This window comes from Pseudomonas sp. ADAK18 (assembly GCF_012935695.1).
Classification (GTDB): domain Bacteria; phylum Pseudomonadota; class Gammaproteobacteria; order Pseudomonadales; family Pseudomonadaceae; genus Aquipseudomonas.
Genome location: NZ_CP052859.1, coordinates 3,446,873 through 3,466,732, shown reverse-complemented (window position 1 = coordinate 3,466,732; position 19,860 = coordinate 3,446,873). Strand labels below are relative to the sequence as shown.

Here is a 19,860-nt window from a genome sequence, read left to right as displayed (position 1 = left end):
TAGGTCGCCATGGCACCTGGAGCACTATGGAAAAGCTCAGCGTTGATCTCAAGTCTTCGCCGGAGGGTAAAACCTCCAATCTCGCGGCTGCACGGGCCTCTTTGCTGGCCTGCTCGGCGCTTTTGCTGGCGATGTTTCTGTTGGTGGGAGTGTTGCTGATCTCCATCGCGCATCACCTGAACCACGATGCCGGTGAACACAATCGACTGGATATCGAAAATGCCCTGCTGTCGGTTGAAAGGACGGCGGGCTCCACGGTCAAGGACTATGCGTTCTGGGGTGACGCCTACCAGAACCTGCATCAGAAAGTCGATGTGGAATGGGCTTTTGTCCGGCAAAACGTCGGCTCTACATTGTCCACCGACCTGGGGTTTCAGGGGGTCTTTGTGGTCGACCCTGCGGGCCGTACGGTGTACTCGGTGATTGATGGCCAGTTGCAGTCTGTTGCCGTGCAGGACTGGTTGCACTCACCGATTGACACGCTGTTGGCCCAGGCCCGAAAAGACGCCGCCGACGGTCAGTCCATCAGTCGGCTTATTAACGCAGACGGTACACCCGCGGTGCTGGCGGCCGCTGCGCTCACCCCGGGAACCGATCCGAACGTGAAGGCCGATGCCGGTCCTGCGTCGGTGCTGATATTCGTCGCCAAGCTGGGGCCTGAACGACTGGAAGCGCTGGGGCGGGATTTTGGTGTAGAGGGTTTGCAGGTGGCCCCGACTGGCGTGGGTTCGGCAAGCGCACCGACCCTGGAACTCAGAGACAACGCCGGTGTTGTGCAATGGACGTCAGACGATCCTGGGCATCAGTTGCTGGTCCTGGTAGTGCCGCTGATCGCTGTGGCCGGCCTGATATTCGGCCTGATGGCCTGGTACATTCAGCGCCGGACTACCGCCGCAGCGCGGGTCATGGACAGCAATTACGCCACCTTGCAAGCCAGTCGTGCGGCCCTGGCTATCAGCGAGGAGCGCTTTCGCGATGTAGCTGAGGCGGCCTCCGACTGGATCTGGGAGGTAGACGTTCATCTGCGGTTCACCTACCTGTCGGAGCGTTTTGAAGTGATCACCGGTCTCGCCCGGGCCGAGTGCCTGGGGCATGCGGTGGATGACCTACTGACATCCGATCAGGGCCCGCTGTCCATCTGGTTCAAGGACCACGCCCGCCGCGTCAATGCGATTGTGCAGTGCAACTACCTGTCTGGCGACGGCAAGGTGCACATCTGCCGGCTGTCGGTGCGTGAGATACCTGGGCGAGGGTATCGAGGCACTGCCAGCGACATCACCGAAGAGGTCGAAGCCCGGCGGCGTATTGAATACTTGTCGCAGCACGACGCCTTGACGGGGTTGGCCAACCGCACGCGGATGCAGGAGTTTCTGGAGGGCAAGCTCAAAGCCTCACCGACACTGGAAAGGCCGTTGGTAATGCTCAGTGTCGACCTGGACCGCTTCAAACCGGTCAATGATTTGCTGGGGCACGCGGCAGGTGACGAGGTGCTCAACCAGGTGTCTCGCCGTTTGCAGGGCTGCCTGCGGGGCGATGACCTGGTGGCGCGCATTGGCGGCGACGAGTTTGTGCTGGTGGTGGCGAACATGAGTTCGCCGCTGGAGGTGGAGAGCTTGTGCAAGCGCCTGATCGACAGCATCGAGTTGCCGTTTTATATCACTGAGCACGAAGTGTTTATCAGTGCCAGCATCGGCATTGCCATGGCGCCGGCGGATGCCATCCTGGCCGAAGAGCTTTTACGCTACGCCGACATCGCGCTCTACGAAGCCAAGGACGGTGGCCGCAATACCTGGCGTTTTTATGCCGGCGACATGAATGCACGCATCATTGAACGCCGCCAACTCGAAAGCGACTTGCGTCACGCGATCAAGAACGAGGAACTGCGCCTGGATTTCCAGCCGCGCTACCGCATTGAAGGCAAGCACCTGGCCGGCGCCGAGGCCCTGGTGCGTTGGGAACATCCGCAGCGCGGGTTGCTGGGGCCGGATGTCTTTATCCCGATTGCCGAGGAAACCGGACTGATCCTGCCGCTGAGCAATTGGGTGCTGCACGCGGCCTGCAAGGCTGCCGCTCTGTGGCCTGACGACGTGATGATTTCGGTCAACTTGTCCTCCACCGAGTTCCAGCGTGGGCACTTGGTGGCACGGGTCAAATCGGTGCTGGCCGACACCGGCTTGAACCCGGCGCGGTTGGAGTTGGAGCTGACCGAAAGCGTGATGCTCAACGACGAGAAGATGGCCTTGAGCATCATGCAGGGCCTCAAGACCCTGGGCGTGCGCTTGCTGATGGATGACTTTGGCACGGGCTATTCGTCGCTGAGTTACCTGCGCTCATTCCCGTTCGACGGGCTGAAAATCGACCGCAGTTTTGTCGGTGGCCTGACCGCCAGCGGCGGCGATCAGTCGATCATCCAGGCCATCGTCGGCCTGGGCCGGGCGCTTTCGCTGACAGTGACCGCCGAAGGCGTGGAAACCATCGATCAGCTCAAGGCTTTGAAGGACGTACAGTGCGATGAAGCACAGGGGTTCTACCTGAGCCAGCCGATGGATGCGCAGGCGATCAGTGACCTGATCGGGCACCGCACCGATTAGCGCTCTGCCGCCAACCGCAACTGGCGGTACGCACTCACCAGTTGCTCCAGGGAAAACCTGCGATTGAGCCCGCTGGGATTGGGTAAAACCCATACCGATGCGCCCCCAAACTTCTGTGGCTGAAGCCCCCAGGCAATATCCCGTTGCCCCGACAACGCGCTGTACGCCGCCTTGCCCAGAAACGCCACGAAACGTGGTGAGTAGCGTGCGACCTTCTGTTCAAAACTCACCGCAGCGGCCTTGAATTCATGCAAGGACAGTTGATCCGCGCGGGCGGTGGGCCGTTCGACGACGGTGGTTAACCCACATCGAGACTGCAAAATGCTTCGATCGTTTTCTGGGTGTATTTCTTCCGGAGTAAAACCGGCCAAATGCAGCGTGCGCCAGAAACGATTGCTGCGGCCCGCAAAGTGGTGCCCTTGAGTGGCGGCCGTCATGCCGGGGTTGATGCCACAAAACATCACCGCCAGATGCTCGGCCAGAATATCTTCAAGTCCTTCAGCCATCTCGAACCTCACGCATCGCTCATGCTGCCAGGTTGCCAATTAACCATTCACTGAAGCTCTGCGCCAGTGGATTGTTCTCGCCGTGAAGGAGTGGGCGACGGTATCCATTGTGTGACCAGCCACCAACCTTTGGTTTAGTCTGGATCGATGCATTGATCCGCTAGCACCTCAGGAGTACTGAACATGACCGATTCATCTGACTACCTGCCGCCCAAAGTCTGGACCTGGGACACCGAGAACGGCGGCGCCTTCGCCAACATCAATCGGCCCATCGCCGGCGCGACCCACGATCAGGCGCTACCGGTGGGGCGTCACCCGCTCCAGCTGTATTCCCTGGCCACGCCGAATGGGCAGAAGGTCACCATCTTGCTGGAAGAGCTGTTGGCTCTCGGTCATCAGGGCGCAGAGTACGACGCATGGTTGATCCGGATCGGCGAGGGCGACCAGTTTGGCAGCGGTTTTGTGTCGGTGAACCCCAACTCGAAAATTCCCGCGCTGATGGACCGCAGCGGTGCGAAACCGATCCGGGTCTTCGAGTCGGGGGCGATCCTGCAATACCTGGCGGAGAAGTTCGGCGCGTTCCTGCCCACCGAACCGGCTGCTCGTGCTGAGTGCCTGTCGTGGTTGTTCTGGCAGATGGGCAGTGCGCCGTACCTGGGCGGCGGGTTTGGTCATTTCTATGCCTACGCACCGACCAAGATCCAGTACGCCATTGACCGCTTCGCGATGGAAACCAAGCGCCAGCTCGACGTGTTGGACAAACAATTGGCGGTGAGTGAATACATCGCCGGCGATGAGTACACCATTGCCGACATCGCCATCTGGCCGTGGTATGGCGGCCTGGTGAAAGGTCGGTTGTATGGCGCCGCCGAGTTCCTCTCGGTGCAGGACTACAAGCACGTCGTGCGTTGGGCCGATGCCATCGATGCGCGTCCGGCGGTGCAGCGTGGGCGCCGGGTTAACCGTGTCTCCGGGGAGCCTGACGAGCAGATGCGCGAGCGGCATGATGCGGCGGATTTTGATACACGGAACTGAGGCGCCATGTGGTGATGACGGATTACTAAGGATGAGTGCCGACGCTACTCATCAGGTATTCCGGTTGCCCGGTCTGTTCGTCGGTCTGCTCGTGGGTCACCACAAACCCTTGTGAAAGATAGAACTGGCAACTGGGTTGGTTGTTTTTGTAAACCGCCAGGGTCAGTACGGCGCGTTGTGTTTTGGCATGGGCAATCAATTGTTTGCCCATGCCTTGGCCCTGGCAGTCGGGGGCGACAAACAGTGCGGCCAATTGGCTGTCGAGCAATGAATAAAAGCCCACCACCCGTGTTTCGCGTTCAATGACGTAGGTCTCTGAGGCGGGGAGATACAGGTTGCGCATGTTCTCGACCTGGGACCGCCAGAAGGTGGGGTCGATAAAGTCATGGGCTTTCAGCGAGGCGTCGAGCCAGATGTCGAGGACGGCATCCAAGTCAGACGGTTCAAGGTTTCTGATCATTTCATTTCCGATGGTTTTGCGAGTCATTCCACGCTCAGGCCAGCCGCTTTCCAGTCGTCAAACCCGGCGCGCAGCCTGCGGGCGGGCAGGCCATGGGCATGCAGTGTGTTGACGGCATCGGTGGACAGTACGCAGTAAGGCCCGCGACAGTAGGCGACGACCTGCCTGCCTGGAGGCAGCTCTGCCAGCCGCCGTTGCAGCTCTTGCGCGGGGATGTTGAGCGCGCCGGGCAAATGGCCGGAAGCGAATTCATCTTCCGGCCGCACATCCAGCAGCACCACGCTCTCGTTTTGCATCTGCGCCAGTAACTCTTCGATGGAGATGCCTTCCAGGCGTTCACGCCGGGAGAGGCTGTCCAGGGCGACCTCGCGTATCTCGGCATGCTGGAACGCCAGATAGTTACGCAGCGCTTCCAGCAACGGCGCCACCGGACCGGCGCCCAGGCTATACAGCACGCGCTTGCCGTCCCGGCGAGTCTGCACGATGCCCGCCCGCTTGAGCTGCTGCAAATGCTGGGAGGCATTGGCGACAGACACGCCGGACAGCTCGGCCAGATGTTCGACAGAGCGTTCTTCTTGAGCGATGTACTCAAGCAGGGCGAGGCGATGGGCATGGCCCAACGTTCGGGCAATTTCCGCCAGCGCGGTGAAGTGCTCGGGAGGAAGTGGGGGGCTTGACGGTTTCATGGGAAAGATCCTAGCATCGCCCAAACATTCAATCAATTAATTGAATGTTTGGTTTGGTGAGAACATTGGCTGATTTGCTGCTCTCACTTTCAACGATCAGAAAGGAGCAGCAGCATGGCTGAATATTTTGTGTACTCGGTGGTGATCGGTGTCGGCGCAACCCTCGTCATGGACCTTTGGGCGTTGTTGCTCAAACGCTGTTTTGGCGTGCCCTCTCTGGATTTTTCCATGGTGGGTCGGTGGGTCGGCCACCTGCCGCGTGGACGCTGGATGCATGCCAGTATCGCGAAATCATCGCCCGTTGCTGGGGAAGGTCCGCTGGGGTGGGGGATTCATTACGCCATCGGGGTTGTTTTCGCGGCGTTGCTATTGTTGCTCGTGGGGCTTGAATGGGCACGCCAGCCGTCGTTCCTGCCCGCGCTCACTTTTGGCGTGGTCTCGGTCGTGGCGCCGTTCTTCGTGTTGCAACCGGCGATGGGGGCGGGTGTTGCAGCATCGCGGACACCCAAGCCCAATGTTGCTCGGTTGCGCAGCCTCGCGGGCCATGCCGTTTTTGGTGTGGGGTTATACCTGACGGCTTGGGTGATGGTGCTTGTTGGACGTTGATGGCTGTATTTAGGTGTCAGGGATAGATTCAGGTACTTGGGCTGATAGGCGGTGTAGTGACTTATGAAACGCCATTTTGAAGACGTGCAGTTGGGTAGCATCGAACTGTTTTGCCTGGCTGCCGAGGCTAAAAGCTTTACCGCCGCCGCGCAGGCGGCAGGTGTCACACCGGCAGCGATCAGCCGCAGTATTTCTCGCCTCGAGGAGCGCCTGGGGGCGCGGTTGTTTGTCCGCACTACCCGCAGCATTCGCCTGACGGACGCTGGCCGAACCTTCTTCGAACAGTGCCGGCAAGCGTTGACGCAGTTGGTGGAGGCACAGCAGGAAGTGATGGGCGCGCAGTCGGTGCCGTCCGGGCTGCTGCGCCTCAGCATCCCGACCACCTACGGCCATCATCGGATCTTGCCGTTGCTGCCGAAGTTTCGTGCGCTTTACCCGCAGGTCACGGTGGATGTGCATATCAGCAACCGCAACATCGATTTCGTCGCCGAAGGCTATGACCTGGCGATCCGCGTGCGCGCCCAGCCGGACTCAGGCCTGATTGCCCGTTTGCTGGAGGACGCCCGGCTGGTGGTGATCGCTGCGCCGTCCTACCTGCAACGTGCCGGCACGCCCCAGACCCTGGAGGATCTGCCCGCCCACGAATGCATCCAGTACGAGTTGCCGAGCAATGGGCGACGCATCGCCTGGCTGTTCCAGGTCAACGGTAAGGAGCAGGAGTTTTCCGGTGAGGCCGGTTACAGCTGTTCGGACGATGTGCTGGGTGGTGTGACCCTGGCCAAACATGGCGCCGGGTTGTTCCAGACCTACCGGTTCATTGTCGAAGAGGAACTGGCCAACGGCAGCCTGGTAGAGGTACTGCAACCTTACGGCGGTCGCTCGCGGCCCTTTACCTTGCTATATCCCCATGGTCGTTACGTGCCGCATCGGGTCCGGGCGTTCGTGGATTTTCTGTTGCAGTACCGCGATGAGTGGGCGGCGCGGTAGCGGCTGACAGGTCCCAGGCCAGCATGAGGTGAGAGATGGCGGCATCAATCACCTCATGGCCCACGCCATCCCGGGCGAGGATGGAAATCCCCTGGAGGAAGCTGTCGAACACCGTGGCCAGGGCGTGGGCATTGGCCGGTAATTGCCCGGTGGCGATGCCGCGTTCGACACAGGCTTTGATCCCGGCACGGGTACGCAGCCGGGAGCGGGTCAGCGCTGCGGTGACATGGGAACTCTCCGGGGAGGGCGCGCTCATCACGCCCATCGCCACCATGCAGCCTTTCGGGTGGCCGTCTTCACACTGCATGCGCGCCGACTGGCGCAGCGCCGTTTCGATGGCCCGCCGGGGCAGCAGGGTTGTATCCCACAGGCATTCGGTGACCTGGGCAAATGTCGCCAGGTAGCGTTGCACGCATTCCTGGAACAGCGCGTCCTTGGAACCAAAGGCGGCGTAAAAACTCGGTGCGGAAATCCCCCCACCCAGGCCGGCTTTCAATTGGCTCAAGGAAGTGGCGTCGTAGCCGTGCTGCCAGAACAGGTGCAAGGCCTGTTCGATGGCTTGATCGCGGTCGAAGCTGCGGGGGCGTCCCATCTGCGCCATGACGAAATCCTCTGAGTGATGACTTAAATACTAGTCGATACATAAATCGTTGACAACGTGGGCCTGTCGCGACAACATTTATACCGATCAGTATTTAAGTGGCTCGTCCGAGCCTTTCTCAGCCTAGGAGCCTCTCCCTGTGACCCCTTCCATCTCTCTATCAGCCGACGCTGTACCTGAGCGCCTGCCCATCGGCGCCTTATTGGCCCTGGCGATGACAGGCTTCATCTGCATCGTGACCGAAACCTTGCCGGCAGGCTTGCTGCCGCAAATCAGCGATGGCCTGGCCATTTCCCAATCCCTGGCCGGCCAAATGGTTACGGCCTATGCCCTGGGTTCCGTGTTGGCGGTGATCCCGCTGACCATCGCCACCCGCGGTTGGCGTCGGCGCAATGTGTTGTTGCTGACCATCGTCGGGTTTTTGCTGTTCAACTCGATCACCGCGCTGTCGTCCCACTATGGGATAACGCTGGTGGCACGCTTCTTCGCGGGAATGGCCGCGGGCCTGGCCTGGAGCCTGCTGGCCGGTTACGCCCGGCGCATGGTGGCGCCTGATCAACAGGGCAGGGCGCTGGCGCTGGCCATGGTTGGCACACCGATTGCGCTGTCACTCGGCGTGCCGCTCGGCACCTGGCTGGGCAGCGTGGTGGGCTGGCGCACCGCGTTCGGCATCATGTCGGCCATGACCCTGATATTAATTGTCTGGGTGCTGGTGAAGGTGCCGGACTATCCCGGGCAAGCGGCCCACCAGCGCCTGCCGCTACGCAAGGTGCTGACCACGCCCGGTGTACGGCCGGTATTGGCCGTGGTGATTGCCTGGATGTTGGCCCACAACATTCTCTACACCTACATCGCACCGTTCGTGGCGCCCGCCGGGCTGCTGGAGCGTGTGGACCTGGTGCTGCTGGTCTTCGGCGTCGCTGCATTGGCCGGCATCTGGATCACCGCCAAGTTGGTCGAACCGCTATTGCGCAGGACGGTGCTGGTCAGCCTCGCGACCTTTGCCGCAACGTGCCTGGCATTTGGTTTCCTGGCCAAAATGCCGGGGGCGATCTATATCGGTGTAGCGATCTGGGGCCTGAGTTTTGGCGGCGCCGCGACCTTGCTGCAAACCGCCCTGGCGGATGCCGCGGGTGATGGGGCGGATGTGGCGCTATCGCTGAATGTGGTGGCCTGGAACAGCGCCATTGCCGGCAGCGGCGTGGTTGGCGGCGTCCTGCTGGACACCTGGGGCGTGGCCTCGTTTCCGTGGGCGATGTTGGTGTTGCTGGCGGTGGGTTTTGCGATTGCCTGGGCGGCTCGCTCCCATGGCTTCAAGCCTGGCCGACGAGCGCACGGCAAGGCGGCGGTCGCGGCACACTGAGTGGCAACCGCTCACGGCCGAAGCCGCTTATCCTCAAGCGTCCGCATGTCACCCAAGGAATCACGCTGCATTGACTGCAGGTTTTTCTCGATGGTTTCGCAGATGGTTTCCATCTGGATCTGGTGTTCGCTGTTGCGAAACGGGCTTTGCAGGTCAGTGCCGATACGCTCGATGGCCAGCAGCATAAAGCCCACCACTGTTGAAGCCAGTGGGGTGAACCAGCCCAGGGATTCCACCAGCCCCACCGGCACGATCAGGCAGAACAATGAAATAAACAGCCGGGGGAAATACACATAGGGATAGGGCAGCGGTGTGTTGGCGATTCGCTCCATACCGCCCTGGCTGTTGGACAGGTCCACCAGGGTCGACTCCAATCGCGCCAGGCGAATGCTGTCCAGGCGCCCGGCTTTGTATTCCCGAGCCAGCAACGCCGCAGAACCGGTAAGGATGTCGTTGGCAAAGTTATTGGTGGTGCTGCTGCGCGCGAACTCATCAGCGGGAATAAACGCCCGTACTTCCTCCGGGCAAGGCTGGCCCCTGAGGTGCGCCGCCAGGCAATTCACATACGCCACATGGCGGCGCAGCAGGGTCGACTTGATCGGATTGACCTCGCTGCCGGGGTCATCCAACAACGTCAGCACCTGGCGGGCAAAGCTGCGGGAGTTATTGACCATTGCACCCCACAAGGTCCGTGCTTCCCACCAGCGGTTGTAGGCACTGCTGTTGCGAAAACTGATCAGCACCACCAACGCTGAACCCAACAACGTCAGGGGCATCAGCGGCAGATTGATCTTGGCATTGAGGAACAGCATGAAGTCCACGGTGACCGCAATATCCCAGAGCAGCAGCCAGAACAGCGCCCAACCGACATAGCCCATGGTCTTGATGATCAGGCGGTATTTTTTGACGATGGCAGCTTTCAAACGGAAACCTCGCGGCGAGCGGTGAGCATGAATGCCTTAGCTCCGACGGTGTTTGGTGGGGAAAGGTTCGGCGCGGGGTGTGATCAATGATTCTGAGGCCTGAATCGATTCAGGCTGGAGCAGACGCTAGGGCATCGCCAGCCGCTAGGAGTGGAACAGTGAAATCCATCACCCAACCCGCGTCGGTCCTTTACCCTGCTTCCCTCACCAAGCATCATGGCCGCCCGCACCCGTGCCAACGGTGCCGGACATTCGTGGTGAAAAGGAACAGCAGTTGAACGAACAGACATTGTCCATGCGCCTCGAGCGCGTGGCAGCCCATGTGCCTGCCGGTGCGCACTTGGCCGATATCGGCTCCGATCACGGCTACCTGCCGGTGGCGTTGATGCGCCGTGGCGCCATCGCGGCGGCGGTGGCCGGCGAGGTGGCACTGACGCCGTTCCGCTCGGCCGAACGCACCGTGCGCGAGAACGGCCTGGACTCGCAGATCACCGTGCGCCTGGGCAATGGCCTGGCAGCGATCGAGCCGCAAGACCGAATCACCGCGATCAGCATCTGCGGCATGGGCGGCGAAACCATCCGCGACATCCTCGACAGCGGCAAGGCACACCTGAGCGGCCAGGAACGCCTGATCCTGCAACCCAACGGCGGCGAGCAGCCCCTGCGCCAATGGCTGATGGAAAATGACTACCGCATCCTCTGCGAGGAACTGCTGCGGGAAAACCGCTTTGACTACGAAATCATCGTCGCCGAACGCGACGGGCCGGTGATCTACACCGACGAAGAGTTGTACTTCGGCCCGCTGCAGATGCAGGCGCGCAGTCCGGCGTTTCTGGGTAAGTGGCGGCGCATTTTGCGGCACAAGCAACAGACGCTGAGCCAGCTAGCCCGAGCGCGGCAGGAGGTACCGGAGGAGAAGGTGCAGGAGATTGCTCGGCAGGCGCGGTGGATTAGCGAGTTGTTGGCTTGTGAATGATGGGCGGTGCTACAAGGCCTTACACTGATTGCGCAGGCCATTGTCTTTGATGTTGTCGCACCCCGCCGAGCCTTGCTTGGCTTTGCAGTAGTTGCGCAGGTCATCGTCGTGAATGTTGCCACAATCACTTGTGCCTCCTGTCTCGGCTTTGCAGGCATTGCGCATGTCGTCGTCTTTGATGTTCTGGCAGCCTCCCGAGCCTTGCTTGGCTTTGCAAAAGTTGCGCTGGTCATCGTTACGAATGTTGCCGCAATCCCCCGTGCCTTCTGTTTCGGCCTTGCAGGCGTTACGCGTGTCGTCGTCCTTGATGTTCTGACAGCCCCCGCGTCCTTCTCGGGCCTTGCAGTAGTTACGTTGGTCATCGTTGCTGATGTTTTCGCAACTGGCGTAAACGTAGCTGCTGAACATTAGCAACACGGCGAGGATTAACTTCATTGCATGCTTCCTTGTTTGGCCAAAAGACACCTAGGTACTGATAAGGGCCGTTTTTATAAAAAGACTAATAGAGGACTGAGGAGAGCAGAGCCGAACGCCGTCACTTGCCTTTTTTCAACGCCTTCAACCGCAAAGACGCTCTCAGCAGTAGAAAATAGGGGTCATACCACCATTATTTTAAAGCCGGTGCAGTGATCGATTCTGCGGCACATCGAAACCGCACCGCCCCATCAGATAAAAAACCAGAACGAAATCACTTTTTCGACGGCCTACCACTAACAGGAACGTGCAAGTACGACATCACGCTTTCAGTCAGTTCGGTGGCCAGCTTAACCGCCTCTTTATTACGCGCCATCACGCCGGCGACCAAGCCCTCGATCAAGGCGAGCACGGCGATGTTGGAGCTGGTCAGCACCGGGTGATCGCACGGTGCAAACAGCGTGTGTTCGGCAATGCCGGTGAGCGGCGAGGCGGGGGAGTCGGTAATTGCCAGCACCGATGCGCCACGTTCATTGGCGAAGCGGGCCAGTTGCAGGGTATCGAGGGAGTAGCGTGGCAGGGAGATCGCCAGTAACACGTCCTGATCAGTGATCGCGGCCAGTCGGTACGCGGCGTTTTCGTTGCCTCCCTCCATGCTGATGGCCGTGGCTTCGGCACAGAAGGGCATCAGGGTCGAGGCGGCGAGGCCGGCTAAGTAAACACTGTTGCCGAACCCCAGAATGTAGATTTTGCGGGCCGTGGTCAGGCGGGTGACGAACGCTTCAAAGGTATCGGCGTGGTTGTTGGTCGCCGCCGTGGCCAGGTTGCTGCTGGCGCTTTGAAGGTGCTCGTGCAGGCCAAACGCGCCGCCCGGGCGATGGGCAAGTTCGTTGCGCAGTTTGTCGACCGGCGACACCATCTGCTGCAACGTGGCGAGCAACTCGACCTTCATGCCGCTGTAACCGCCGAGGTTCAGCGCTTTGGCCAGACGGTTGACGGCGGCGGGGGAGGTCAATGTTTCGTGCGCCATCTCTTCGATGGTCAGCGTTGCGGCTTTGAGCGGGTGACGCAGGATAAAGTCCGCCACCTTGCGCAGTGACGGCGGCAGTTCGGAAACGATTTCCGTCAGTTTGCGCATGACCGGCGCGGCATAGACCGTGGTGTCTTTCGATGGGGTTGGCATATCCAGCTCAACATTTCCTGAGGGTGAGAGAAGGGTCGTGCCTGATACCCTGACAAGGTTGGCTGGAGTGTATCCGAAGCCAACCTGATCAGGGCAGCGCCGAACAGTGGAGGGCAGTCTTACTTCAAGCTCCCGGACAGAAACTGCTGGAGGCGTTCGGACTGCGGGTTGACCAGCACCTCACGCGGGTCGCCGCGCTCTTCAACAACGCCCTTGTGCAGGAATACCAGTTGGTTCGACACCTCGCGGGCAAAGCCCATTTCGTGAGTCACCACCACCATGGTGCGGCCTTCCTGCGCCAGATCCTGCATGACTTTAAGCACTTCGCCGACCAGTTCGGGGTCGAGCGCCGAGGTGGGCTCATCAAACAGCATCACTTGCGGTTCCATTGCCAGTGCGCGGGCAATGGCCACGCGCTGCTGCTCGCCACCGGACATATGCGCCGGCCAGGCACTCATGCGGTGCGCCACGCCGACTTTATCAAGGTAGTGCTCGGCCTTTTCCCGTGCCTCTTTCTTGCCCAGGCCCAGCACATGCACCGGGGCTTCCATGACGTTTTCCAGCGCGCTCATGTGTGACCAGAGGTTGAAGTGTTGAAACACCATCGATAGCTGCGAACGCATACGTTGCAACTGCGTGGGTTCGGCCGCTTTCAACCCGCCAAGCTTGTTGGCCACCAGCTTGAGCGGTTCGCCATTGAGCACGATATGGCCCGCATTAGGTTGCTCCAGCAGGTTGATGCAGCGCAGGAACGTACTTTTGCCTGAGCCGCTGGAACCGATGAGGCTGATCACGTCGCCGGCCCGTGCTTGCAGGGACACGCCCTTGAGCACCTGGTGCGCGCCGTAACTTTTATGCAAATCCTGAACTTCTAGTTTGTACATGCTTTGAACTCTCTGGAGTCAGTCGCTGAGCAAGCGACCCTGGCGAATAGGGGTGATGCCTGCCACTTTGGCCAGCCACAGTCCGGGCTGGGCAAAGCGCAGCCGTTCGCGGGCATAGAGAATGCCGTCGGTGCTGGCGCGCACCACGCTATGGCGGTCGGTCAGCGGGTCGATGACCTCGAATAGTGGATCGCCGACCTTGACCTGCGCGCCCAGCGGTTGCAGAAAACTCACCACACCCGGATGGGGCGCACAGGCGTACTGCGCGCCAGCAAATGGCATGGCCTGGCAACGGCTTGGAGGTGCCGCCGGCCAGTCGCCGCTGATCAGGCCTTGTTCGGCGAGATACCCGAGAATGGCTTGTGCACTGTCGACGCACTGCTCGCGCTCGGTGTCTGCCATGCCACGCAATTCGATGGTGGTGGCTGCGCACGCCAGGGGAATATTGGCTTTCGGAAACAGCTCGGCCAGGCGTATCCATGCAATGGCGCAGGCTTCGTCGAAAGCACTGCCGCCTGCCGCTTCGGCCAATAACGTGACCTCGGCGCCGAGGCGTGCGGCCAGTGACTGCAAGCGTGGCCAGTGCTGCGGCATTGCATACAACAACATGACCGACTCGAAATCGCAGTGCAGGTCCAGCACCACATCGGCATCGCAGGCATGCTGCAGCAACAAGCGGCGCAGGCCGTCGAGTTCCGAGGTCGGTGCCGGCATGGCGGCGAGGGCATCGCCCATGGCACGGCGGATCAGTGCCACGTTGGCGTCGGCATCGGCTCCCAATTGGCCTTCCAGCAGCGGTGCAACGGTATCGACCAACTCCGGAAAGTCACGATTGAAGTTCTTGCCGCTGGAGAACTCAAAGCGCCCCTGATGGGTGGCCTGGAACATCTGGGCGATACCGATCGGATTGGCCAGGGGCACCAACTCGATCACCCCGGTCAGGCGGCCTTGTGTTTCCAGTTCCAGAAGACGGCGCTTGAGCTCGACGGCGACGCGCATCCCCGGCAACTCGTCGGCATGCAAGGACGCCTGGATGTACGCTTTGCGTGCGCCACTGCCAAAACGAAACAGTGTCAGCGTTCGTTCGGTGCCCGATGCACTCCACGGCAAGCGGTGTTGAATATGCTCCATAGCAGCTCCTTAGTACTTGCGTGGTGCCAGATACGCCAGCCAACGGCGCTCGGCCAACTTGAACAGGCGCACGAGCATGAAGGTCAGGACGAGGTAGATGAGCGCGGCGGTGATAAACGCCTCGAACGGTAGGTAGAACCGTGAGCTGACAGTACGCGCGGCCCCGGTGATGTCGACGAGCGTGACGATGGAAGCCAGGCTGGTGGTTTGCAGCATCATCAGCACTTCGTTGCTGTACTGCGGCAGTGCCCGGCGCAAGGCCGACGGCAGGAGAATGCGGCGATACAGGGTCAGGCGCGACATACCCATGGCCTTGGCGGCTTCGATCTCGCCATGGGGGGTGGATTTCAAACTGCCGGCCAGCAGCTCTGCGCTATAGGCGCTGGTGTTGATCGCAAAGGCCAGGCAGGCGCAAAAGGTGGCGCTGGAGAGGTAAGGCCACAGCACGCTTTGGCGCACGGCTTCGAACTGCGCCAGGCCGTAATAGATCAGGAACAATTGCACCAGCATCGGCGTGCCGCGAATCACGTAGGTATAGAGCCAGGCCGGGAAGTTGATCAACGGCGATCGCGACACTCGCATCAGCGCCAGTGGAATGGCCAATACCAAACCCAGGGCCAGGGAAATCAGCAGGACTTTGAGGGTCAACAGGGCGCCATTGAAGTACAGCGGCAGGTTTTCCCAGATCAGGTTGTAGTCGAGAATCATGGGTGGCTCCCCTCACAATTCGGCGGCTTTGATGCCGACCGAATAGTGTTTTTCCAGATAGCGCAGCACCAGCAAGGACAGGCTGGTGAGCATCAGGTACAGCGCCGCCACCGCGAGGAAAAACGTAAAGGGCTCGTGTGTGGCATCCGCTGCGTTCTTGGCTTTGAACATCATGTCTTGCAAGCCGATCACCGAGATCAGCGCGGTGGACTTGGTCAGTACCAACCAATTGTTGGTGAACCCGGGAATGGCGAAACGAATCATCTGTGGCACCAGAATTCGCCAGAACACCTGCACACCGCTCATGCCATAGGCCACGCCGGCCTCGGCCTGACCTTTGGGGATGGCCATGAAGGCGCCACGAAAAGTTTCCGAGAGGTAGGCGCCAAAAATGAAGCCCATGGTGCAGACGCCGGCGATAAAGGGGTTGATATCGATGTAGTGGGTGTAACCGAGCGCCAGGGCAATGCGGTTCACCAGATCCTGGCCACCGTAGAAAATCAGCAGGATCAGCACCAAGTCTGGAATGCCGCGAATCAGGGTGGTGTAACTTTCCCCGAGCAGGGCCAGCCATTTGAGGGGTGACAACCTGAGTGCCGCGCCGATCAGCCCCAGGGCAATTGCCAGGGACATGGACGTCAAGGCCAGGTTTATGGTCAGCCAGGCGCCATCGAGAATGCTCGATCCGTAGCCGTGGAGCATGATGAAGTTCCTCAAGCGAGCGCCGCGAGGCGCGCAAGACAAGCCCCAACAGACGCCCGCAATGGGCCGGCGCCGGGGCTAAAGGTAAGGCTTACTCGCCGTAGATATCGAACGCGAAGTACTTGGCCATCACTTGCTGGTACTTGCCATTGGCGCGAATGGCATCAATCGCGGCATTCAGGCGCGCAACGTTGGCAGTGTCGCCTTTACGCACGGCGATCCCGGCGCCGCGGCCAAAATACTTCGGGTCGTTGATGTCGGGCCCTGTCAGTGCGAAGCCCTGGCCAGCCGGTGTTTTGATGAAGCTCTCATCGGTGTTGACGATGTCGGCGAGGGTAGCGTCCAGACGACCCGAGGCAAGGTCCAGGAAGGCTTCATTTTGTGAGCCGTAGCGCACCACGACAACGCCGGCATTTTCCAGTTGTTCGGTGGCAAAACGATCGTAAGTCGAGGAGCGTTGCACGCCGACTTTCTTACCCTTGAGGTCCACCAACGGGTCATTGATCACGCTGCCGGCCTTCATCGCGAACTTGCCCGGTGTGTGGTAGTACTTTTTGCTGAAGTCCACGGACTTCATCCGGTCTTCGGTGATGGACATGGACGACAGCACGGCATCGATCTTGCGCACTTTGAGCGACGGGATCATGCCGTCGAACTCCTGGATGACCCACTCGCATTTGACCTTCATTTCTTCGCACAGGGCGTTGCCGATGTCGTAATCGAACCCGCTGACGTTGCCCTCGGGTGTCTTGAAGGAGAAGGGCGGGTAGGCGGCTTCGATACCGATACGCAGGCTGTCTTCGTCGGCATGTGCCAGGAAGCTGAAAGCGCACAGCACCAGAGCGCCTAGAAGTTCTGTCTTGTTCAAATTGTTGACTCCTTGGGGGCATTTGGGAAAGCGGGTGCCCGCCATCCGGGGTGGCGCGGTGGATCGGTCCTGTGATCGGCGGAGCAATAAATGACATAATAAAATTCAATATGCAACACATCTGAAAATAATCATATCAATTCAGGGCGTGACAAAGTGCACCTGCACATTTCTTGCCCCCCCGAAACCCTGTAGCCGCTACCGAGGCACGAGGCTGCGATGGGACCGGGGTCGCGCTCGACCGAAGCGGCCCCAAGGCGGTCCTGCGGCCCGCATCGCAGCCTCGTGCCTCGGCAGCGGCTACAGGTTTTCGCAGGATTCAAAACAGGTTTCGCAGGATTTAAAAGATGGGTAGATACCTATGCAATCCTTGACGAGTCACCGTCACTTGCCTTTTTTCAACGCCTTCAACCGCACAGATGCTCTCTGCACGGCGGCCATCTTCTCGGGGCGCTTCATCCGCTTCCACTTGCGAATGTCCTCCTTGCTCCGACCACAGCTGACGCATAGATCGCCACTGAGCTGACAGATTGAGACACATGGATTCTCGATATCTTTAGCCAAGACCTTACCCCTTTACCGCATGCAACTTGGCCAGGCGCAGACGCCAATCTCCGGCCTGCTGAATGCGGCATTCCTCCTCGGAGTCGAACCGTACGCAGCGCTCCAATGACGGCAGATCCACATCGGCATCCCTGAGTGCCGCGCCCGTCAGTTCACGCATTCGTTGGCCTTCTCCCTTTGCCAGGGCTTGCTCCTTGTTTGATCGGGTATCAAATACCCAGATCACTCGCAGGCTTTGGGGGAAGGCTGTGTAGTCGACTTCGTGCGTCAGCCAGTCAAATCCGAGGATTTCAGCTTTGGCGGTTTCACAGGCTTCGGTCAGGGTCGCGACCAGACGACGTTCGATACGTGCGCTGTCGCGTTTGGTAGAGGGCATTGCGGGCTCCGGTGGTTGCACTATAGCCATCAGAAAATTCCATTTACTGTACGCGTGGCAGTGCTAGGTTTCGTTCAGTATTTCACTGCGTTTATTGCGGCCGTGGAAGCTAGCACAAACGCACCCACTCACGAAGCGCTGTGCCGGAAGAGATTACTGGGCTGACTGGCATTAGAATGAGTCCCCCGGCGCAAGACGCCGAGCCCGATAATGGACGCCCAAGGAAGGTCATGTTGAAAAGACTGGGACTACTACCATTGCTGTTTTGCATGAGTACGAACGCCAGCGAACTGTCGCTCGACGCCTACAGCGATGCTATCAGAGCCCGCGCGGCAAGCATCGCGCAGTTGGATAGCGAAACTATTCTCACAGAAGAAACGCGGCTCGCGCCCTTGGCCAGCGATCTGTTGCTCAAGGTCAAACCGATGGTCCGCAAGGGTGGTAGCGGCACGGCGATTCAGGCCTATCTGCTCGCGCAATATGAGCAGCACGGCTGGCTGCCGATGATGATGGGCTATAAAGGCTACCCGGCGGCAGTGCCGGTTTCGGTGAATAACCAGGTGAGCGCCGCACCGCCCACCGACGCCCCTTTCCCTGAGGCTGCCTTGGTTAAAGTGGAACTGGTGGCCGCATCGGCCCAGGCCCATGTCGCCCAGGTCTGGACATTCGCGACGCCCAATGCCACCCCGCAACAGCGTCAGTTGCTAGCCACGGCGCGCAGTGCGCTGCAGAGTGGCATCGCCCAAGTGCGAGGTGGTGAGCGGCTGTTCAAGGTCGGCGAGGCGATTCAACAGGTGTTGGATGCCAACCGGTCGGTCGCGGTGCGTGAGTTTTCGGGTTATGCCATGGGACAGGCGCGGATTCAGAAGCCTCAGGTGCTTGGTTATAGAGGCAGCGATGACGATGACACCCTGATGCTGCCTGGGCAGGTACTGAACGTATATGTCATCGCAAAGGCCGGCACCTATGGGGTTAGATACCAGCCACCTGATTTCTGGAGCTTGCTCACACAGGACGGTGCAGACGGTGTGATGCTGTCAGCAATGGTAGTGGTGACGGCGGACGGGCACCGGTTGCTCAGCCGGTTGCTTGACTGATCGTTCCCACGTGTGGGAACGATCAGTCATTCAGTTGATGCGCACCAAGGCGTTCATAGCGGCTCCTTCAAAAAGCGTTGTTCATGGTCGGGGTTCGGTAACAGACAGGTGTCGTACTTCCCAAAGAGCCGATAGCGATTGCGCGCAATGCGATCGTAAGCCCAATCCCGAAGCACCCGCGGGACGCCACGCAACAGCAGCAATGGACGCCAACCGGCAGGCAGTTGGGCAATGATTTCGAAAACCGCATCCGAACGTACCCAATAATGCGGGTCGCGAATCACCGCCAGGGTCTCGAACTGATCCAACGGCAACCCTGCCCAGGCCAGCAGCGCCTGACCTTCCGGCGACTGTACCGCCGCCAACCGCACGCGCCGTTGCTCATCATGGCGAATCAGGAACCGCGCCCAGCCATTGCACAGCTTGCACACACCATCGAACAACACCACGGTTTCGCCGGGGTTGAGGAGTGGCGCGGGGGAGGGGCGGGTTTGGGACGCGGGCATGAGCGTGGGTCCAATCAGGGGTTATCTCGGATCATACCCACGTTTGGCGCGATTCAATACCGCGTCCAGCGCAGCCCGCAGGCCCGTCGATGCACTGGTCAGCGGGGCAGGGCCCGTCGTCACGAGCGAAGCCGCGCCGCTCATGGACGCTTGCCCCAGCGCCACGATAGAGGCGCCATTCACATAGGCACGGTCAGCAGCCTGCGCGATGGTCGCCAGATAGCCGTCGATGTCTCCCGCCTTGAACATCGCCCATGCTCCCGGAACCCACTGCACCTCGACCGATGCCTTGGTGTGCTGTGTAGCCTGGGAAAACAGACGGGAGGTTGGGGCGAGGGTGGTTTCGACCGCGCACAGCACCACAATCTTCCCGCCGACGTGAACAGCCGCCAATGCCAGGGCTTCATCCGCTCTCAAAATCGGTACTTGGGCGTGCGTGCTGATGTGTTCAACCGCCGGGCCGAGGGTCGAACACGTGAGCACAACGGCGTCGCAGTGCTGGGCCAGTGAAACCAGCGCCAAGCGCGCTTCATGGGCTATATCCGTAGTCAACTTGCCGGCGTGTTCAGCCGCTGCCAGCAGGTCGGCCCGGACTTCGTGGTGCAATACATCCGGGCCAATACCCAGCGTTCTTGCGGCAGCGTCAAACACCGCAATGTTGCTGTGGGCGGTATGAAGGCAGGTAATCCGCAT

At 60.2% G+C, this 19,860-nt stretch carries 23 protein-coding genes; 7 read left to right on the top strand and 16 right to left on the bottom strand.

The genetic code is table 11. From position 1 onward, the window contains the following. Positions 1 to 26 precede the first annotated feature (26 nt). Positions 27 to 2,591, top strand: coding sequence for an EAL domain-containing protein (locus HKK55_RS15610; RefSeq protein WP_169355499.1), 2,565 nt, complete (start codon positions 27 to 29; stop codon positions 2,589 to 2,591). Here the strand turns inward: HKK55_RS15610 and mug are convergent. Further along, complete coding sequence (mug, locus tag HKK55_RS15605) at positions 2,588 to 3,097, bottom strand: G/U mismatch-specific DNA glycosylase (protein ID WP_169355498.1); 510 nt, start codon at positions 3,095 to 3,097, stop codon at positions 2,588 to 2,590. The two genes, HKK55_RS15610 and mug, sit on opposite strands and share 4 nt — an antisense overlap. 183 nt (positions 3,098 to 3,280) lie before the next feature. Here mug and yghU point away from each other — a divergent pair, with 183 nt between their 5' ends. Continuing rightward, positions 3,281 to 4,132 carry a glutathione-dependent disulfide-bond oxidoreductase gene (yghU, locus tag HKK55_RS15600; protein ID WP_169355497.1) on the top strand — a complete coding sequence of 284 codons (852 nt, stop codon included), beginning with the start codon at positions 3,281 to 3,283 and terminating at the stop codon, positions 4,130 to 4,132. Between the two features lie 25 nt (positions 4,133 to 4,157). On the opposite strand, the gene HKK55_RS15595 is transcribed toward yghU, so the two are convergent. After that, the gene (locus HKK55_RS15595) at positions 4,158 to 4,592 is read right to left on the bottom strand and encodes an N-acetyltransferase (RefSeq protein ID WP_169355496.1); all 435 of its coding nucleotides are present in this window, start codon (positions 4,590 to 4,592) and stop codon (positions 4,158 to 4,160) included. A gap of 23 nt (positions 4,593 to 4,615) precedes the next feature. Next, the gene (locus HKK55_RS15590) at positions 4,616 to 5,278 is read right to left on the bottom strand and encodes a metalloregulator ArsR/SmtB family transcription factor (protein WP_169355495.1); all 663 of its coding nucleotides are present in this window, start codon (positions 5,276 to 5,278) and stop codon (positions 4,616 to 4,618) included. A 114-nt stretch (positions 5,279 to 5,392) separates the two neighbouring features. Here HKK55_RS15590 and HKK55_RS15585 point away from each other — a divergent pair, with 114 nt between their 5' ends. Continuing rightward, positions 5,393 to 5,884, top strand: coding sequence for a DUF2938 domain-containing protein (locus HKK55_RS15585; RefSeq protein ID WP_169355494.1), 492 nt, complete (start codon positions 5,393 to 5,395; stop codon positions 5,882 to 5,884). A 63-nt stretch (positions 5,885 to 5,947) separates the two neighbouring features. Next, complete coding sequence (locus HKK55_RS15580) at positions 5,948 to 6,871, top strand: LysR family transcriptional regulator (protein WP_169355493.1); 924 nt, start codon at positions 5,948 to 5,950, stop codon at positions 6,869 to 6,871. Here the strand turns inward: HKK55_RS15580 and HKK55_RS15575 are convergent. Beyond that, positions 6,774 to 7,472, bottom strand: coding sequence for a TetR/AcrR family transcriptional regulator (locus tag HKK55_RS15575; RefSeq protein WP_169355492.1), 699 nt, complete (start codon positions 7,470 to 7,472; stop codon positions 6,774 to 6,776). The genes HKK55_RS15580 and HKK55_RS15575 overlap by 98 nt on opposite strands. 139 nt (positions 7,473 to 7,611) lie before the next feature. On the opposite strand from HKK55_RS15575, the gene HKK55_RS15570 reads away from it, so the two are divergent. Then, on the top strand, positions 7,612 to 8,835 hold the full coding sequence (locus HKK55_RS15570) for an MFS transporter (RefSeq protein WP_169355491.1): 1,224 nt from the start codon (positions 7,612 to 7,614) through the stop codon (positions 8,833 to 8,835). An 11-nt stretch (positions 8,836 to 8,846) separates the two neighbouring features. Here HKK55_RS15570 and HKK55_RS15565 read toward each other — a convergent pair whose 3' ends face one another. Next, positions 8,847 to 9,758 carry a bestrophin family protein gene (locus HKK55_RS15565; RefSeq protein WP_169355490.1) on the bottom strand — a complete coding sequence of 304 codons (912 nt, stop codon included), beginning with the start codon at positions 9,756 to 9,758 and terminating at the stop codon, positions 8,847 to 8,849. A 274-nt stretch (positions 9,759 to 10,032) separates the two neighbouring features. Here HKK55_RS15565 and HKK55_RS15560 point away from each other — a divergent pair, with 274 nt between their 5' ends. Further along, positions 10,033 to 10,734, top strand: coding sequence for a tRNA (adenine(22)-N(1))-methyltransferase TrmK (locus tag HKK55_RS15560; protein WP_336604598.1), 702 nt, complete (start codon positions 10,033 to 10,035; stop codon positions 10,732 to 10,734). Positions 10,735 to 10,743: 9 nt separating this feature from the next. Here HKK55_RS15560 and HKK55_RS15555 read toward each other — a convergent pair whose 3' ends face one another. The 9 genes from HKK55_RS15555 to HKK55_RS15515 form a co-directional block, all read right to left on the bottom strand. After that, positions 10,744 to 11,169 (bottom strand): hypothetical protein, encoded by a 426-nt coding sequence (locus HKK55_RS15555; RefSeq protein WP_169355488.1) that lies wholly within the window; start codon positions 11,167 to 11,169, stop codon positions 10,744 to 10,746. A 253-nt stretch (positions 11,170 to 11,422) separates the two neighbouring features. After that, on the bottom strand, positions 11,423 to 12,331 hold the full coding sequence (locus HKK55_RS15550; RefSeq protein WP_169355487.1) for a MurR/RpiR family transcriptional regulator: 909 nt from the start codon (positions 12,329 to 12,331) through the stop codon (positions 11,423 to 11,425). Between the two features lie 119 nt (positions 12,332 to 12,450). Next, complete coding sequence (locus HKK55_RS15545; RefSeq protein WP_169355486.1) at positions 12,451 to 13,215, bottom strand: ABC transporter ATP-binding protein; 765 nt, start codon at positions 13,213 to 13,215, stop codon at positions 12,451 to 12,453. Positions 13,216 to 13,233: 18 nt separating this feature from the next. Further along, positions 13,234 to 14,346 carry a succinylglutamate desuccinylase/aspartoacylase family protein gene (locus HKK55_RS15540; RefSeq protein ID WP_169355485.1) on the bottom strand — a complete coding sequence of 371 codons (1,113 nt, stop codon included), beginning with the start codon at positions 14,344 to 14,346 and terminating at the stop codon, positions 13,234 to 13,236. A 9-nt stretch (positions 14,347 to 14,355) separates the two neighbouring features. Continuing rightward, entirely contained in the window at positions 14,356 to 15,054 is a 699-nt protein-coding gene (locus tag HKK55_RS15535; RefSeq protein ID WP_169355484.1) for an ABC transporter permease, read from the bottom strand. A gap of 12 nt (positions 15,055 to 15,066) precedes the next feature. Further along, positions 15,067 to 15,756: an ABC transporter permease gene (locus HKK55_RS15530; protein WP_169355483.1), complete on the bottom strand. Its 690-nt coding sequence runs from the start codon at positions 15,754 to 15,756 to the stop codon at positions 15,067 to 15,069. A 91-nt stretch (positions 15,757 to 15,847) separates the two neighbouring features. Next, on the bottom strand, positions 15,848 to 16,624 hold the full coding sequence (locus tag HKK55_RS15525; protein WP_169355482.1) for an ABC transporter substrate-binding protein: 777 nt from the start codon (positions 16,622 to 16,624) through the stop codon (positions 15,848 to 15,850). 384 nt (positions 16,625 to 17,008) lie between these two features. Next, positions 17,009 to 17,188 (bottom strand): DUF1289 domain-containing protein, encoded by a 180-nt coding sequence (locus tag HKK55_RS15520; protein ID WP_169355481.1) that lies wholly within the window; start codon positions 17,186 to 17,188, stop codon positions 17,009 to 17,011. Positions 17,189 to 17,192: 4 nt separating this feature from the next. Next, positions 17,193 to 17,564 carry a hypothetical protein gene (locus HKK55_RS15515; protein ID WP_169355480.1) on the bottom strand — a complete coding sequence of 124 codons (372 nt, stop codon included), beginning with the start codon at positions 17,562 to 17,564 and terminating at the stop codon, positions 17,193 to 17,195. Positions 17,565 to 17,833: 269 nt separating this feature from the next. Here HKK55_RS15515 and HKK55_RS15510 point away from each other — a divergent pair, with 269 nt between their 5' ends. Continuing rightward, the gene (locus HKK55_RS15510) at positions 17,834 to 18,661 is read left to right on the top strand and encodes a M24 family metallopeptidase (protein ID WP_169355479.1); all 828 of its coding nucleotides are present in this window, start codon (positions 17,834 to 17,836) and stop codon (positions 18,659 to 18,661) included. Between the two features lie 53 nt (positions 18,662 to 18,714). On the opposite strand, the gene HKK55_RS15505 is transcribed toward HKK55_RS15510, so the two are convergent. Both HKK55_RS15505 and HKK55_RS15500 read right to left on the bottom strand, forming a co-directional pair. Further along, complete coding sequence (locus HKK55_RS15505; protein ID WP_169355478.1) at positions 18,715 to 19,167, bottom strand: thiol-disulfide oxidoreductase DCC family protein; 453 nt, start codon at positions 19,165 to 19,167, stop codon at positions 18,715 to 18,717. A 21-nt stretch (positions 19,168 to 19,188) separates the two neighbouring features. Further along, complete coding sequence (locus tag HKK55_RS15500; protein WP_169355477.1) at positions 19,189 to 19,860, bottom strand: aspartate/glutamate racemase family protein; 672 nt, start codon at positions 19,858 to 19,860, stop codon at positions 19,189 to 19,191.

Excerpts from the sequence above, each read along its gene's own strand:
- HKK55_RS15610 (WP_169355499.1), top strand. The coding sequence starts at position 27 with ATGGAAAAGCTCAGCGTTGATCTCAAGTCTTCGCCGGAGGGTAAAACC.
- mug (WP_169355498.1), bottom strand. The coding sequence starts at position 3,097 with ATGGCTGAAGGACTTGAAGATATTCTGGCCGAGCATCTGGCGGTGATG.
- yghU (WP_169355497.1), top strand. The coding sequence starts at position 3,281 with ATGACCGATTCATCTGACTACCTGCCGCCCAAAGTCTGGACCTGGGAC.
- HKK55_RS15595 (WP_169355496.1), bottom strand. The coding sequence starts at position 4,592 with ATGATCAGAAACCTTGAACCGTCTGACTTGGATGCCGTCCTCGACATC.
- HKK55_RS15590 (WP_169355495.1), bottom strand. The coding sequence starts at position 5,278 with ATGAAACCGTCAAGCCCCCCACTTCCTCCCGAGCACTTCACCGCGCTG.
- HKK55_RS15585 (WP_169355494.1), top strand. The coding sequence starts at position 5,393 with ATGGCTGAATATTTTGTGTACTCGGTGGTGATCGGTGTCGGCGCAACC.
- HKK55_RS15580 (WP_169355493.1), top strand. The coding sequence starts at position 5,948 with ATGAAACGCCATTTTGAAGACGTGCAGTTGGGTAGCATCGAACTGTTT.
- HKK55_RS15575 (WP_169355492.1), bottom strand. The coding sequence starts at position 7,472 with ATGGCGCAGATGGGACGCCCCCGCAGCTTCGACCGCGATCAAGCCATC.
- HKK55_RS15555 (WP_169355488.1), bottom strand. The coding sequence starts at position 11,169 with ATGAAGTTAATCCTCGCCGTGTTGCTAATGTTCAGCAGCTACGTTTAC.
- HKK55_RS15550 (WP_169355487.1), bottom strand. The coding sequence starts at position 12,331 with ATGCCAACCCCATCGAAAGACACCACGGTCTATGCCGCGCCGGTCATG.
- HKK55_RS15545 (WP_169355486.1), bottom strand. The coding sequence starts at position 13,215 with ATGTACAAACTAGAAGTTCAGGATTTGCATAAAAGTTACGGCGCGCAC.
- HKK55_RS15540 (WP_169355485.1), bottom strand. The coding sequence starts at position 14,346 with ATGGAGCATATTCAACACCGCTTGCCGTGGAGTGCATCGGGCACCGAA.
- HKK55_RS15535 (WP_169355484.1), bottom strand. The coding sequence starts at position 15,054 with ATGATTCTCGACTACAACCTGATCTGGGAAAACCTGCCGCTGTACTTC.
- HKK55_RS15530 (WP_169355483.1), bottom strand. The coding sequence starts at position 15,756 with ATGCTCCACGGCTACGGATCGAGCATTCTCGATGGCGCCTGGCTGACC.
- HKK55_RS15515 (WP_169355480.1), bottom strand. The coding sequence starts at position 17,564 with ATGCCCTCTACCAAACGCGACAGCGCACGTATCGAACGTCGTCTGGTC.
- HKK55_RS15510 (WP_169355479.1), top strand. The coding sequence starts at position 17,834 with ATGAGTACGAACGCCAGCGAACTGTCGCTCGACGCCTACAGCGATGCT.
- HKK55_RS15505 (WP_169355478.1), bottom strand. The coding sequence starts at position 19,167 with ATGCCCGCGTCCCAAACCCGCCCCTCCCCCGCGCCACTCCTCAACCCC.
- HKK55_RS15500 (WP_169355477.1), bottom strand. The coding sequence starts at position 19,860 with ATGCGGATTACCTGCCTTCATACCGCCCACAGCAACATTGCGGTGTTT.